12 protein-coding genes are annotated in these 13,743 nt (G+C 47.0%); 7 read left to right on the plus strand and 5 right to left on the minus strand.

Features of this window, described 5'->3' with window-relative positions:
- Positions 1–216: 216 nt before the first annotated feature.
- The 7 genes from B0H94_RS12615 to B0H94_RS12640 all read left to right on the plus strand — a co-directional run bounded on the left by B0H94_RS12615 (position 217) and on the right by B0H94_RS12640 (position 8,766).
- Positions 217–1,677, plus strand: coding sequence for an SNIPE associated domain-containing protein (locus tag B0H94_RS12615; protein ID WP_106589636.1), 1,461 nt, complete (start codon positions 217–219; stop codon positions 1,675–1,677).
- A gap of 127 nt (positions 1,678–1,804) precedes the next feature.
- Positions 1,805–2,137: a nucleoside triphosphate pyrophosphohydrolase gene (locus tag B0H94_RS12620; RefSeq protein WP_106589637.1), complete on the plus strand. Its 333-nt coding sequence runs from the start codon at positions 1,805–1,807 to the stop codon at positions 2,135–2,137.
- Positions 2,130–4,574, plus strand: coding sequence for a DEAD/DEAH box helicase family protein (locus B0H94_RS12625; protein ID WP_106589686.1), 2,445 nt, complete (start codon positions 2,130–2,132; stop codon positions 4,572–4,574). Before B0H94_RS12620 ends, B0H94_RS12625 begins: the two co-directional genes overlap by 8 nt.
- An 18-nt stretch (positions 4,575–4,592) precedes the next feature.
- The gene (locus B0H94_RS15260; RefSeq protein ID WP_181315401.1) at positions 4,593–4,763 is read left to right on the plus strand and encodes a hypothetical protein; all 171 of its coding nucleotides are present in this window, start codon (positions 4,593–4,595) and stop codon (positions 4,761–4,763) included.
- 121 nt (positions 4,764–4,884) lie between these two features.
- The gene (locus B0H94_RS12630; protein WP_106589638.1) at positions 4,885–5,817 is read left to right on the plus strand and encodes an AEC family transporter; all 933 of its coding nucleotides are present in this window, start codon (positions 4,885–4,887) and stop codon (positions 5,815–5,817) included.
- A 265-nt stretch (positions 5,818–6,082) separates the two neighbouring features.
- A complete protein-coding gene (locus B0H94_RS12635; RefSeq protein WP_106589687.1) occupies positions 6,083–7,498 on the plus strand; it encodes an ArsR family transcriptional regulator in 1,416 nt (471 codons plus the stop codon).
- Positions 7,499–7,722: 224 nt separating this feature from the next.
- The gene (locus B0H94_RS12640; RefSeq protein WP_106589639.1) at positions 7,723–8,766 is read left to right on the plus strand and encodes an acyltransferase family protein; all 1,044 of its coding nucleotides are present in this window, start codon (positions 7,723–7,725) and stop codon (positions 8,764–8,766) included.
- Between the two features lie 49 nt (positions 8,767–8,815).
- Here B0H94_RS12640 and B0H94_RS12645 read toward each other — a convergent pair whose 3' ends face one another.
- The 5 genes from B0H94_RS12645 to B0H94_RS12665 form a co-directional block, all read right to left on the minus strand.
- On the minus strand, positions 8,816–10,183 hold the full coding sequence (locus B0H94_RS12645) for a sensor histidine kinase (RefSeq protein WP_106589640.1): 1,368 nt from the start codon (positions 10,181–10,183) through the stop codon (positions 8,816–8,818).
- Positions 10,180–10,866, minus strand: coding sequence for a response regulator transcription factor (locus B0H94_RS12650; protein WP_106589641.1), 687 nt, complete (start codon positions 10,864–10,866; stop codon positions 10,180–10,182). The genes B0H94_RS12645 and B0H94_RS12650 overlap by 4 nt, the downstream gene beginning before the upstream one ends.
- Positions 10,867–10,911: 45 nt before the next feature.
- On the minus strand, positions 10,912–11,805 hold the full coding sequence (locus B0H94_RS12655) for a F510_1955 family glycosylhydrolase (RefSeq protein WP_106589688.1): 894 nt from the start codon (positions 11,803–11,805) through the stop codon (positions 10,912–10,914).
- Positions 11,806–11,952: 147 nt separating this feature from the next.
- Positions 11,953–13,107 carry an MFS transporter gene (locus B0H94_RS12660; RefSeq protein WP_106589642.1) on the minus strand — a complete coding sequence of 385 codons (1,155 nt, stop codon included), beginning with the start codon at positions 13,105–13,107 and terminating at the stop codon, positions 11,953–11,955.
- Between the two features lie 60 nt (positions 13,108–13,167).
- Positions 13,168–13,722: a TetR/AcrR family transcriptional regulator gene (locus B0H94_RS12665; protein ID WP_106589643.1), complete on the minus strand. Its 555-nt coding sequence runs from the start codon at positions 13,720–13,722 to the stop codon at positions 13,168–13,170.
- Between the last annotated feature and the right edge of the window lie 21 nt (positions 13,723–13,743).

Below are 13,743 nucleotides of genomic sequence, written 5' to 3' on the forward strand. Positions count from 1 at the left end.
GTGTATAGCCGCTGATAGTGAGTAGGGGATGAGTTTTATCGAAATAGAGAAACTTTTATTTTAACGCCTAAAATATATAAGAGATTGATCTTGGAACAATAACCATAAATTGCTGAATAAGTATGGTAAATTATGATAGCGCACACCACTTATCATAGATTGATTCATGGTAGAATAGGTTGGAAGAAATAACTTCACAAAGGATTGAGAAGAACAATGACGAAGAAAAAGTGGTATTTATCGGCTTGGCACATTTCAATATGGTTTGCATTATCTTTTTTAATTATACCGTTTTTTGTAGGTCTGGGACTGTTGATCTGGCAGATCATCGATGAGCGAAAGCGTAACAAAGATATTAAAGAGCTGGGTCTTCACGATTTGCAAAGGGTGAATGAAGAGAAACTGAAGCTGGAAAAACAGATGGAAAAAACGAAGTCAAATGCAGAGAAATCTGCAGAGAAAAAGATTGCAGAAGCGGAGAAAGAAGCAAAGGCCATAACAGCCAACGTTGATAAGCGTTTAGAGAAGTTAAATGACCAAGTCACGCAGCTAGAGAGCCAGGAGGCAAAGTTAGAAGACGAGATTAAAGCTAAAAAAATGCAGCTTTCACATCTGGATGAAGACTTAATGATGCAGACGGTTGGGTTGTATGATCCTCAATACGACTTTACGACAACGGAAGGTTATAAAGAGAAGCTAAAAGAGGTGCGCCAAAACCAAAAAGAGATGGTGAAAGCAGGGACAGCACTAAACAAACCTCAAGGTTGGAAAGTAAATGGAAGTGAAAAGGAAGGCAAAAAGTTCATTAAAAACATGGAGAAAATGACACTGAATGCCTTTAACCAAGAGTGCACAGCATTGATCAGCAATGTGAAAACAACCAACCTTGAAGCAACAAAAGAGAAGATGAAAAAGAAGTATGAGCAGCTGAACAAACTAAACGAGCTTAATCGCATTTCAATTCAGGAAAGATATTTGGCTTCCAAGCTGGATGAAATGTACCTTGCATATGAGCACGCTTTAAAGAAAGAAGAAGAAAAAGAACAAGAGCGGATCATGAAGGAGCAGCTGAAAGAGGAAAAGCGCATTCAGCAGGAAATTGAAAAAGAGAAAAAGAAGCTGGATAAAGATCTGCAGCATCTGTCCCAGGCGAAAGAAACTTACGAAAAACAGCTCGCCAGCGTTGATGATGACGAGACACGAGAAGAAATCCTGGCCAAGATGAAAGAAATCGAAGAAAAACAAGAAGAGCTTCACAGTGAAAAAGAGGTTGTAGATTTTAGAGAACAGAATGCAAAAGCCGGCTACGTCTACATTATTAGCAACATCGGTTCATTTGGGGAAGACGTTTATAAGATCGGTATGACAAGAAGGCTGGAGCCTTTTGAGCGGGTCAAAGAATTATCGGATGCTTCCGTTCCATTCAACTTTGACGTGCACGCCATGATCTTTGCCGATAATGCCCCTGAGTTGGAAAACGCGCTTCATAAAGAATTTGAAAAGTATCAAGTCAATAAAGTTAACCCACGTAAAGAGTTTTTCAATGTACCGCTTGATATCATTGTGAATAAGGTAAAAGAGAATCACAATAAAGCCATCGATGTTACAGAGTTTCCAGAAGCAGAAGATTATCGTGTTTCCTTACGCATGGCTGAAGAAGATAAAACTGCAGTGTAGTTCATAAAGAAAGAGGCCTCCAAGATGGGAGCCTCTTTTTTATAATAATTTTTAAAAGCGAATGTTGAATTCTCCCATATGATCCTCGAAAATAAAGGTAGATATTTCAACGAAGGAAGTGGTTTGAATGCCTGAGTATAACAAGCTTGTGCGTGACAAGATTCCTGAGATCATTGAAGCAAGTGGGAAGTCTCATGTGACAGAGGTGCTCAGTGACGGAGACTACGTGAAAGAAGCGCAGAAGAAGCTGCATGAAGAACTGCAGGAATACGAGGAAGCAGCTGCCGTTTCAGGTGAAGAGGCGCTTGATGAACTGGCTGATATTGCCGAACTGCTCCATGCGCTTACATACAAGCACGGTGCAGATCCAGAGAAGCTGGAGGAGCGCCGGCAGGAGAAGGCGGAGAAGCGAGGCGGCTTTCAAGACAAGTTGTTCCTTGTCCGTGTAGATGATGAGTAAAGATATTGAACTCATCACTTATGAACTGGGACGGAAGCTGGAAAAAGAGATTGATGCAGCCCGGGGCATTTATATTTTGACATCCTTTGTGATGAAGTCTGGCGTGGATGTATTGAAGCCGGCGCTTGAGCGAGCTGTGCAGGCTGGCAAAGAAATTAAAATTTGTGCAGGCGATTACTTATATGTCACACAGCCGGAGGCGCTTGCTTCGCTTATGGAGCTTGGGGAGGGTGTTGAACTTCGGTTGTGGCACAGCCGCGGGCGCTCTTTTCACCCCAAAGCGTATTTGTTTGAGCAGCAGTTGGATGAGGGCACGTTTATCGTTGGTTCTTCTAACATGTCAGCCTCAGCGTTAACGAGCGGGGTGGAATGGAATTTGTCGGTCAACTCCAGCAAAGCACCTGAAACGTTTGCAGAGGCGATGGAAAAGTTCCGTCACATCTTTCATGCTGAACAAACTGTACCGTTAAATCCTGAAACGTTGGCGCTGTACCGAAAGGCTTATGAGAAGTTTCAGCAGAAAAATCCAGCGTTTGCAACGAGCATGAGTGAAGCTGAAGAACGGCAGCGGATGCTTCCAGGTACGGATGCAGACGTTGAGCAGCTGGCTGAATCTAAAGCGTCTTATGAAACCGCCGGTGGACCGCTCACACCGCGTCCGGCTCAGCAGGAAGCCCTTGATGCGCTGGAAACCACGGTGGCTGAAGAATACAATAAAGCGATGGTCGTCATGGCGACAGGCCTCGGCAAAACGTATTTGTCTGCGTTTTTTGCCCAAGGGTATAAGCGTGTTTTGTTTATCGCGCACCGTGAAGAGATTTTAAAGCAGTCTGAAGCGACATTTAATCATGTGCTGCCCGAGCGCTCCAGCGGGCTTTATTACAATACTGTTAGAGATTATGACAGGGATATGGTGTTTGCCTCGATATTTACACTCTCCGGTGAACAGCACCTGCACCGGTTTGATCCAGATGCATTTGATTTAATTGTAATTGACGAGTTTCATCACGCAGCCGCTCCAACGTATCAGCGGGTCTTGTCTTATTTTCAGCCCGAGTTTCTGCTTGGTTTAACTGCAACGCCGGATCGGTTGGATGGACAAGACGTTTACGCGATTTGCGACGGGAATGTGGCGTATCACTTACATTTTCTCGAAGCGATCCGGCGCGGCTGGCTGGCGCCGTTTCATTATAAAGGGGTCTATGACATCATTGATTATTCGCAGATTACGTGGCTTGGCAGCAAATATGATGATGAAGAGCTTTTGTCAGCACAAATGCAGGCAGATGTAGCAGAACACATGTATCAAGCTTGGTTGGAACATAAACAGTCGCGCACGCTCGTTTTTTGCAGCCGCAGACGGCAAAGTGAATTTCTCGCAGCTTATTTCAGAGAGCAGGGTATCAATGCCGTTGCACTTGATGGCGCAACCGATAAGTCACAGCGGGCGCTGGCTGTAGCGCAGCTGGAAGCAGGAGACATTGAGGTGATTTTCAATGTTGATTTGTTTACTGAAGGTACGGACATTCCAATGCTTGATACGATCATGTTCGCCCGTCCGACGGAATCATTAAGTGTATTTACACAGCAGCTGGGGCGCGGCCTGCGGATCGCTGACGACAAAGATTACTGTGTGATTATTGATTTTATCGGTAATTACCGGCAGGTGGACGCCAAGATGGCACTTTTAGATGAACGTCCGGAAACAGAGCGTCAAAAGGCAGGAAGTTCAGCTGTGCCAACTGTACCGGAGCCTGCTGCGATACATTTAGATTTGCAAACGGTTGACCTGCTGCAGGAATTAAAGAAGAAAAAGCAACCGCGTAAGCAGAAAATATATGCCGGCTATACCCGTTTGAAACAAGAGCTCGGCCGACGTCCAACGTATTTGGAGATGCACTTGTATGGAGACGAGCCGGCAAAAGCGATCCGACAGGAATTCAAATCCTACACCGGCTTTCTGCACTGGGCTGAAGAGCTGACCGGGGTTGAAGCTGAAGTGTATCAAACAAGTCAGGCGTGGCTGATAGAAGTGGAAAAGACAGCGATGACGAAAAGCTACAAGATGGTGCTCATGAAGGTGATGCTCGAACGAACTGACACCCGCTGGTATGACCCCATCACACCGGTAGACGCAGCCAAACCGTTTCACGATTTCTTTATGGAAAAAGCATACCGCAGAAATATTGACTTTAGCGATAAAACAACGAAAAAATTGCATACGTATGAAGAGAAGGGCGTAGCAAGACTCATCGCCGAAATGCCGATGACAAAGTGGGCCGGCAGTGCCGGTGACCTTATCGAATTTGATGGCGAAACATTCAAGATTAATGTCCAGCCGGAGACAGAAACCACCGCCGAACTGCTTAAGCAGTGGACCGAAGAAATTGTCACCTACCGCCTGCACAGTTACTTTGAGCGGAAGGGTGAAAAATAGTCTATCTGGGAGGTTTGTATGGAGAAAGGTTCGATGATGAGATCTATTGAACGAATGGAAACTGTGCTGCGTGAAGCATCGATCGTCAAAATCATTCTGTTCATTGTCCCAGTGTCTATGCTCGCTACATTAATCACCCTGTTTACCCAAGATGTTTATCGTACGGTCGTGTACACGTTGTTGGGGTGAAGTATTTGCAGTCGTAACGTACCCCGTACTTCCATTTCAAGTACGGGGTATCTTTCTGCCGTCAGCCGGGAGATGTATAATATAGGTAGTATTGTAGATTTTCACGAAGGAGCCCGTGCCTATGTTTGCGATCATGCTCGAAATTATTCTATATATTATGCTCCCGATTTTGCTGTTGGTCGTTGCCGGCGCGGTGCTGCAGCGCATCTTCTCGTTTCATATGCCGACGCTCTCAAAGCTTCTCACTTTCTTTTTTCTCCCGGTTGTTGTCTTTACCAACATCGCCCAAAACGAGATGGACTTCAGCCTGCTGTTTAACATCGGCAGCTTCCTCATTCTCCAATTTATCGTGCTCGCCTTGCTTTCATCGCTCATCGCAAAACTGACCGGTATGGACCGAAAACTCGGCGCCACCTTCAAAAACAGCGTCGTGCTCATGAATTCCGGAAACTTCGGGCTTCCGGTCAGCCAACTTGTCTTTGCGCAGCACCCGATCGGCGTATCCGTGCAAATCATCGTCCTCATGTTCCAAAATTTAATTACATACACGTACGGCATCACCAACGCCGCCTCCTCTGAATCAACAGCGCTGAAAGAAAACATCAAAGTCCTGTTCCAAACGCCGATCATTTACGCACTCCTGCTCGGCGCCATGTTTCAAGCGTTTTCGCTGAACCTCCCGGAGCCTGTTGTGATACCGATGGATCAGGTGGCCGATGGTTTCATTGCGCTCGCACTTCTCGTGTTAGGGGCGCAGGTGGCATATCCCGCGTTGAAACATTTAACGGTGCTGTTTTTTCTCACCGTGGCCGGCCGTCTCATCGGCGCGCCGCTGATCGGCCTCGGCATCATTTACGTACTTGGTATCGATGGCGTGGTGGCGCAGGCGCTGCTGATCGCGAGTGCCTTCCCAATGTCACGCAACAGCGCGTTATTTGCACTCGAATATGACAATTATCCAGAATACGCCGCACAAGGCGTCCTCGTCTCGACGCTTTTAAGCGTCCTCACCGTCCCTATGTTTATCTATCTCGCGCAAGTGCTCTTCGGCTGATGCCGGGTACCCGTTCAGGGCAGCTGCAGTACTCATCTTGTGAGAAAGCACATCATCCTCAAAAGGCAAGGGGGTGCGCCTAGCGGCGTACCTCCTTGCCTTTTTGGTTTGACCACAGAGAAAGAGAAAGCCAGTCGCGCGCTGGCTTTTAAGATTTCGCTAGGTTCTTCATTCTTTCTTCATATTTAAAACTTATGATAGAAACTGCAAAGAATGATATCACGGCTTAAGAAAGTAACAAAGTAAGTAGAGGGAGTGGTGCATGATGCATAAGTACAAACGTTTGACTGCTGTTGGCGTGTTTGGAGCAGTGCTGCTACTAGCGGCCTGCAATGATGATTCAGACATGCCGATGGATAGCGAAGACATGCCAATGGATGAAGAAGACATGCCGATGGATGAAGACGGCATGCCAATGGATGAAGAAGACATGCCGATGGATGAAGACGGCATGCCAATGGATGAAGAGGACATGCCAATGGATGAAGAAGACATGCCGATGGATGAAGATGGCATGCCAATGGATGAAGAAGACATGGGTCACGGGGAGCATGGTGCTTCTGCCGAGGAACGGGAAGCTTTTGAAGAAGAGGCGGCTCAGCTTCCAGAGAACTTAAATGAAGGTGCCGGTGAGGGGTTAACGACAACGAATACGAAAAACATCACACGGCTTGATGATGAGGACCCGCAAGCTTTTTCAATCATGGCTTCTCAAACCATTTGGCCTGCAACGCATGAAGCAAACCAGCCTGGAACGATTATTTTAGCAGAGCAAGATGAGTGGCAGCACGCTGTAGCTGCGCTAACATTGGTACATCACCCAAACGATGGGCCCCTGTTATTCATGGAGGATGGTTTGTCTGATGATTTAACTGCAGAAATTGAACGTTTGGCGCCACTTGGTAATGACGATGATATTGAGATTTTAGTAGCCGGCGAGTTAAGCGATGAGGACCGAAATGAGTTGAACGACTATACGGTTGAAGAGATCACGGAAGAAGAGCCGGCGGCATTTGCAAAAGATGTGGAAGATATGTTTGCAGAGACAACAGGGAACCTGCCGGACAATGTTGTAATTGCCTCGAGTGAAGATGCGTATAAGTCCTATGCGATGCCGGCGGGAAGCTGGATTTCTCATATGGATGAATCGTTGTTGTATGTAGATGATACAGTGCCGGAAGCTACCGCTGAAGCGCTTGAAGCCCGGGACGGCGAAGCAAACATGTACGTGATGAATGGAGAAGGCGGCATCACTGATGAAGTGCTGAGTGAGCTTGAAGACTACGGGACTGTGGAGGAGATTGCCGGAGATGACCCGGTAGAGCATTCCATCAATTTTGCGAAATACCAGGATGAAAACTTTGGCTGGGGGATTGATGAACCAGGGCATGGTTTAGTCTTTGGTTCAACAGCGGCACCAGAGCTCGCTATGGCCGGAGCGCCACTTGCCCACCTTGGTAAGCACGCCCCGCTGATTTGGATGGAAGATGAGCTGGAACAAGCGCACGCAGATTATTTAGCGGAGCTGAAGCCAGCGTTTGTTGATGTGCCAATGGAAGGGCCATATAACCATGGTTACATCCTGGGAACTGAAAATGTCATTTCCTTTGAAGATCAAGGCGCCATCGATGACTTGATGGAAATTGATGTGATTGAAGGAGATGCCCACGCCGATCATTAATCAACCAGAAATATGGCAGTTGAACAGAGCGGTGGTATCAGCAGGTGTTGGATGGATACCGCCGGCTGTTCCTGTCGATTGTCCCGGGTATAAGCCATTTTTCTCAAAGTTTTCGTATCCAGGTTAAGCCAGGGACGTTGAGGGAACGGTGCGGAAGGATTCTTAGTTGAGTGATTCAAGGTTGATAAATTTTCGACGAGCCAGCAGAAGGGCGGGTTACAGCAATGAAAGTCATCCATGAAGTATACTGGCTGCGCGCCTTGGCCTGTCTGGCGGTCGTGATGGTCCATGCTGTAAATACAACGCTGGAGCATTATGAATTCATAATCCCGAAGTCTGAAGAAAATATATTAATCGCCGCAAGGTTTCTTGTATTATTCGGAACCCCGGCCTTTATCTTTATTTCTGAACTGCTCCTTGCCTATGCTTACCCAGATCAAGTGCCTAAAGGTTTTTTTATCAAGCGGGTAAAGTTTTTACTGATGCCGTTTGCATTTATGGCATTTGTATTTGCCGTTATGACTTCTGAAAGTATAGGCGAGTTCCCGTCCGAACTTGCCCTGAACTTATTTCTTGGTGGTTACACCGGTTATTTTATTTTAATCATTTTCCAGTTTTATATTTTACATGTCTGCCTGCACCGCTATTTGAAAAAAGTGTCTCCCGTACTTGTTTTAAGTGCGGCTTTGATGATAAATACGATCTATCTCGGCTTTTTCCACGTGACATCTCCACCGGGTATCGTGCTTGGAGAATATATATGGGAAAGGGGACACTGGCTTCCATTTACAGGGTGGGTGTTTTACTTTGCGCTAGGGTATTACGCCGGAAGGTATTATCATCAGATCATGAGTAGAATCGTGAAGTTGAGGTATCTGCTGGCAGGTGCAGCTGCTGTCCTTCTATTATTCGTTTTCTCTTTGGTTGTGACAGATATACTTGATGTTGTATCGTCAAAGCGTGTAGATTACATTTTGTATACAACAGCTGTCGTATTTGCGATCCTAGCTTTCACTTACAGACTGAAAAAGGTGCCGTTACCGGTTTTGGTGCTCAGCAAATATTCTTTTAATGTGTATTTGCTTCATACCGTTATCCTGCATTATTTACCAAAGTTCGAAGGCCTGCATCCCTTCTTGTATTTCGGCTTAGCGGTCATATTGAGTGCCGGTGGCTCGATGCTGTTTGCAAAGTTTGTTTCGCGCTTCAATATAACATCCTATCTCATTGGAAAGCAGATTCCGGTTCCGAATGAAACGAGGAAATAAAAAAAGTAAGCTCAGCGCACTTAAAAAGGCGTTGAGCTTACTTTTTGTTTTAAGTCTTAAGAAGCGGGAGGTATAAATGAAAGCGGGCGCCGCGACCCGCCGGGCTCTCTGAGTGCACATGCCCGCCGTGGGCTTCAATAAATTCTTTAGCGATCGCGAGCCCCAGGCCGCTTCCGCCATCTTTTGTAGATCTTGCTGCATCCGTGCGGTAAAAGCGCGCCCACACAAGTTCAGCTTCATCAGCGGTTAATCCTGGCCCTTCATCTTCAATACAAATTTCTACCTCATCTCCTGCGTGCCGCAGGGAGACATGGACTGCGCTGTCTGTATGATGAATGGCATTAGATAGAACATTCAACAGTGCCTGTTGCAACCGGGCTGGATCTGCCGAAAGTTCAAGCTTTTCGTCCGGAGAGTTAAGTGTCATCGTTACTTCGTGTTGATGCGCGTAGGACCGAATCGTCTCTACGGTTTCCGATACAAGGGAGCCTGCTTCTACTTGTTCGAATGAGAAAGTAAAATGGCCTTCGTCTAGTTTCGTTAGTTGAAACAAGTCTTCAACGAGCCGTTCCATTCGCACAGCTTCATGATGAATCACAACTGCGTGGGCGGCAGCATCCTCCGGCATCTCGGAAATCAATGAAGAGTAAGCTTTGACGTAAGTAAGCGGTGTGCGCAAGTCATGGGAAACGTTGGACAAAAAGGATCTGCGTGAATCTCTGTAAGCGCGGAGCTGCGCGGCCATCGTGCCGATACTCCAGCTCAGTTCTCCAATTTCATCGCGTGAACTCGCGTTTAATTGAACGTCAAAGTCGCCGTCGGCTACGAGGTCGGTTGTCCGTTTCAGCCGATGTAGCGGTTTGCCGACGTAATGTTTCATAAACCAAGCGAAAAAGCCTGCAAGTACAGTGCTTCCGCCAAACATGGCCAGCATAATCCAAAATAAAAATTGACTTGTTTCTTCAAATTCGGGTGTCGCTTCATCAATAAACAAGTAACCGACCGTTTCATCATTTACGATTAGTGGCTCATAAGCGTAAATATGCGGAATGGTGTGGTGTGAGGTGCGGCTGAAAGCACTTGTACCGCCTTCCTGCGCTTCAATCCACTGCTTATATGCTGCTGCCTCCTCGGTGGTAACCCCGGCGGTCGACTCCCAGCTTTCCAGGTTTTCACCAAAGAAAACAAACTGTGATTCGCTTTCATATTCTTCCATAACGATAATGTGCTGCAGTGTTTCCACGTAAAAGTCGGTTTCGATCACTTCTTGATGGGCAGTTAGTCGTTGTTCCACACTTTCCTGCAGTTGGTTTTTGTAAAAGGACTGCGAAACTTCGTAAAATAAATAACACATTGTGATAATGAGCAACAGCATCGCACTAAATACAATGAATGCTGTTTTAGCCGAAAGCTTCATAGTGGGTCATCCTTCACACGGTACCCCACACCCCAAACGGTTTCGATGTAATTTTGCTCGAGGCCGGCCTTCCGGAATTTCTCGCGTATATTTTTAATGTGAGCATCGACGCTCCGGTCCGTGCGCTCCTCACCTGGTGTCCAGATTTGGTCAAGCAGTTCATCTCTTGTAAATACACCGCCGGGGCGGGCAATCATCGTATCGAGCAGCAAATACTCTTTGTTTGTTAATTTTAATGCGTAACTCCCTACCTTGACTTCGCGTCGCTCGCGGTCAATGGTTAAGTCGCCGATGTGGGTGTTCATCAGTGCTGCCGGGATTCCGCGCCGCCGTAAAACTGCTTCAGTTCGAGCGGAAAGTTCACCGGGCTCAAAGGGTTTTGTCACATAATCATCAGCACCTGCCTGAAGACCTTGTACAATCTGGTCGGTTTCGCCTAAGGCAGAGACGATAATAACCCCAGCGGTTTCGCCTGATTCACGCAAAGTTTTCAGCATCGTGAGACCGTTCATTTCCGGCATCATAATATCTAATAACACAAGGTCGATGTCAACGTTATTGATGATGTCGATAGCTTCCCGGCCGTTTGCGGCACTGTAAAGCTCATAAGAAGACGATTTAAAAATGACTTTTAATAAGTCAATCATTTGTTGTTCATCATCAACGATCAGTAGGCGTGCCACTCAAACAGCTCCTCCCTCGTTATGGCATGTGCAGCTTCTCTGGATTTATGGCGTATTTGGGGTTCCTTCATCAATCCAGGTTTCCCACGTTTCGCCTTGGTCAAAAGACAAGAAAAAGGAATCTTCAGCCCCGCCTGCAGCAATCATATCTTCATGCGTATCTAAGGTGATGACCGGTTCAGCAGGGAGGGCCATGTCCAGGGGCTCTAAGCTTCTGCCTAAATCTTCGGTGAAGAGCCAGCCCGCATCTTCGCCAACACCATACACGAGGTGACCGTCATCATAGGGGGCGGCACTTAAAATGCCAAGGCCGGGCTGGGTAAGTTCCCAAGTCTCGCCGCCATCAGTTGAATGATGGACACCATCTTGTGAAGCTGCCGCAAGCGTATTTTCATCATCATGATCGACGAGCAGCTCCAATAAATCCTCGCCCTCAAATTCGGTCGTATTAACATCCTCCCATTCGTAACCGGCATCTGTAGACCGGTACATGTCACCGTTATAAGCGTCAAACCCATAAATGACTTCTGAATGGTCCGGTTTCGCGACAATATTGTGAAAGTCAACTTCAGGATAAAGGATATCGACATCCCAGTTGTCTCCTTCATCATCGCTTCTCATGACGCCTAAAGGGTTGTCTAAATCCGAGTTCATACCGGGATGACCGCTGCTGATAAATGTACCGTCATCTAAAATGGTGAAGCCCATATAGTCGTGCCGGTCTTCTTCAGTCCCTTGCCAAGTTAAAGTTTCGTCTTCGAGATTTACGTGGAGCAATCCGTAATGCGTGCCGATGTATGGGTCCTGATCGCCGGCGGTATGAAAAGCGGTATCGTGCATATGGTGAACTTCTTCAACCTCATCTTCGGATGCTGCACCACACCCGGCCAAAACTCCTAATAAAGTGATATATGTCAATGTAACGTACGTGCGTGTCATAAAGACCCCTCCCAAGGTTATTTTACAGCAACATCATACAAAAGAAATATGAAGAAATGATGAAGAGAAGCAACGGATTGGGAGAGGGGTGTTCGTCTAGCGATTGTTACTGCGCACCGGTCGAAACTTGTGCGCAGCGATTCCACGTTAGCCGCTGCTCGTGTTTGGCATCACGTTTTTCGCTGGGCCGGCAAATATGGCGGCTGCGCCAACGAAGCCAAAGATGACAAACGCGGGCGCAAATCCCCAGACATCGATGAATACGCCGGCAAGCATTGAGCCAAAGACCTGCCCGAGCGCTAGCAGTAAAAACGGCAGGCCGATGCCAAGCGACGCGTTTTCGATAAATACGTGAATGCCCCAGACGAGGAGAATCCCTGTTAAAAAGATATACGATCCGCCAAACAGCCCGGCTGAAGCGTAAGCAAGCATCCAGTCCGCCGGGTCGACGGCGAGCAGCACCGAAGCTGAAGCAATCAGGAGCGTGCCCAATTTGTACGCAAAAGGAAGCCCCAATTTTTCAACGAGAAAGCCGGAAAAGCCGCCTAAGATCCCGAAGATGCCGATCATGATCCAGAACGTTGATAACTGCCAGTCGCTGTAACTGCCGGCAGCTTCAATAAATGAGGGGGCAAAGGTCCAGAAAGCTGCTGTAGACACACCCAAAAATAAAGAAGAAATAATGAGCGGATTGGCTCCTTGTACGCCTTTAACGGAAAGGCTCCCTTTTTCCAGGCGAATCTTTGTCCGTTTATAAGACGGAGGGATCACGTAATAGTTCCAAATCAAAACGGCGAGAGCTAAAGCTGCGTAAATGAGGTAAGTGAGCCGCCAATCAGGTGCTAGAAAAATCGCGCCAAAACCGGATAAAACGATGCCGAGGCTCGTGCCTGAATTAATCCATGTGTTGGCCCGGCCCTGCTGTTCCCGCTGCAGCCAAAGGGAGATCGCCGCGCCATACGGTGGTGAAATTAATCCGGTACTGCCGCCGGCGAGCAGGACACCTAAAGCAAGCACCCAAACATTCGGTGTGCCGGCCATAAAGAGGAGGCCGATAAAAGCTGAAAGACCTGCGAATAAGATCATCCGCTTGGGACCTTCGCGCGTCGTCATCACGGTAGAAAAGACAATGGTGAAGCAGTACGCAAAGTAAAATAAAGACGAGATCGTGCCCGAAACAGCTTCCGACATTTGCAGTGAAGCGCTCATGTCAGGGAGGAGAAGGCCGAAACTAAACCGCGCCAAACCATATGTAACGGCAATCATCGTAATGCCAGGCAGAACGAGCTTTAAAAACTTCATGATGGAACCTCCTTACCTTAAAAATATATAGAACGGTCTTTCTATTTTTGGTGTAAAAAATTACGATGTGTGCTGGACAAGTGTCCGCGCCATCGCAATTGAATGTTCAGTTGCCTGCTCTGCACCAATCAAAGTCGTCATTGATGTTGTACCTTCAAGTAACAGGGTGAATTGATTGGCTAACTCCCGCTCGTTGCTTTTGCCTTTTTGCTGGGCGAGTTCTTGAAAATATTGGAGTAATCTCGTCTTGTGACCCCTGGCGATATTTTCAATGTCATTGTCTGTACCAGCATAATCTTCAATGGCCCGCAAAAACATATCACCTTTATAGGATTGTTCTTTTAACCAACGACCATGCGCTTCAGCCGCGAGAATGAAAGGGGAGTCAGAATCCATTTCAACGTGGGCGTCTAAGTAAGACCAGTAGCGGGCTTCGCGCTGCTTTAATACTTCTTCAACAAGGTTATCTTTTGAAGGAAAGTGGTTGTAAAGCGTCATCGTTGCCACATTCGCCTCACTGATGATCTGCTTTAAACCGACCCCGCGAAAGCCGTATTCATAGAACAAAGATTCAGCTGTATTTAAAAGAGTTTCTCGTTTAACGGAACGGCTCATGTTTGTCACAACCTTTATTTT

This window comes from Salsuginibacillus halophilus, assembly GCF_003014715.1.
In the GTDB taxonomy this organism is placed as follows: domain Bacteria; phylum Bacillota; class Bacilli; order Bacillales; family Marinococcaceae; genus Salsuginibacillus; species Salsuginibacillus halophilus.

What these genes read in the sequence shown, in the direction of transcription:
- B0H94_RS12615 (WP_106589636.1), top strand. Translation starts at nt 217, where the DNA reads ATGACGAAGAAAAAGTGGTATTTATCGGCTTGGCACATTTCAATATGG.
- B0H94_RS12620 (WP_106589637.1), top strand. Translation starts at nt 1,805, where the DNA reads ATGCCTGAGTATAACAAGCTTGTGCGTGACAAGATTCCTGAGATCATT.
- B0H94_RS12625 (WP_106589686.1), top strand. Translation starts at nt 2,130, where the DNA reads ATGAGTAAAGATATTGAACTCATCACTTATGAACTGGGACGGAAGCTG.
- B0H94_RS15260 (WP_181315401.1), top strand. Translation starts at nt 4,593, where the DNA reads ATGGAGAAAGGTTCGATGATGAGATCTATTGAACGAATGGAAACTGTG.
- B0H94_RS12630 (WP_106589638.1), top strand. Translation starts at nt 4,885, where the DNA reads ATGTTTGCGATCATGCTCGAAATTATTCTATATATTATGCTCCCGATT.
- B0H94_RS12635 (WP_106589687.1), top strand. Translation starts at nt 6,083, where the DNA reads ATGCATAAGTACAAACGTTTGACTGCTGTTGGCGTGTTTGGAGCAGTG.
- B0H94_RS12640 (WP_106589639.1), top strand. Translation starts at nt 7,723, where the DNA reads ATGAAAGTCATCCATGAAGTATACTGGCTGCGCGCCTTGGCCTGTCTG.
- B0H94_RS12645 (WP_106589640.1), bottom strand. Translation starts at nt 10,183, where the DNA reads ATGAAGCTTTCGGCTAAAACAGCATTCATTGTATTTAGTGCGATGCTG.
- B0H94_RS12655 (WP_106589688.1), bottom strand. Translation starts at nt 11,805, where the DNA reads ATGACACGCACGTACGTTACATTGACATATATCACTTTATTAGGAGTT.
- B0H94_RS12660 (WP_106589642.1), bottom strand. Translation starts at nt 13,107, where the DNA reads ATGAAGTTTTTAAAGCTCGTTCTGCCTGGCATTACGATGATTGCCGTT.
- B0H94_RS12665 (WP_106589643.1), bottom strand. Translation starts at nt 13,722, where the DNA reads ATGAGCCGTTCCGTTAAACGAGAAACTCTTTTAAATACAGCTGAATCT.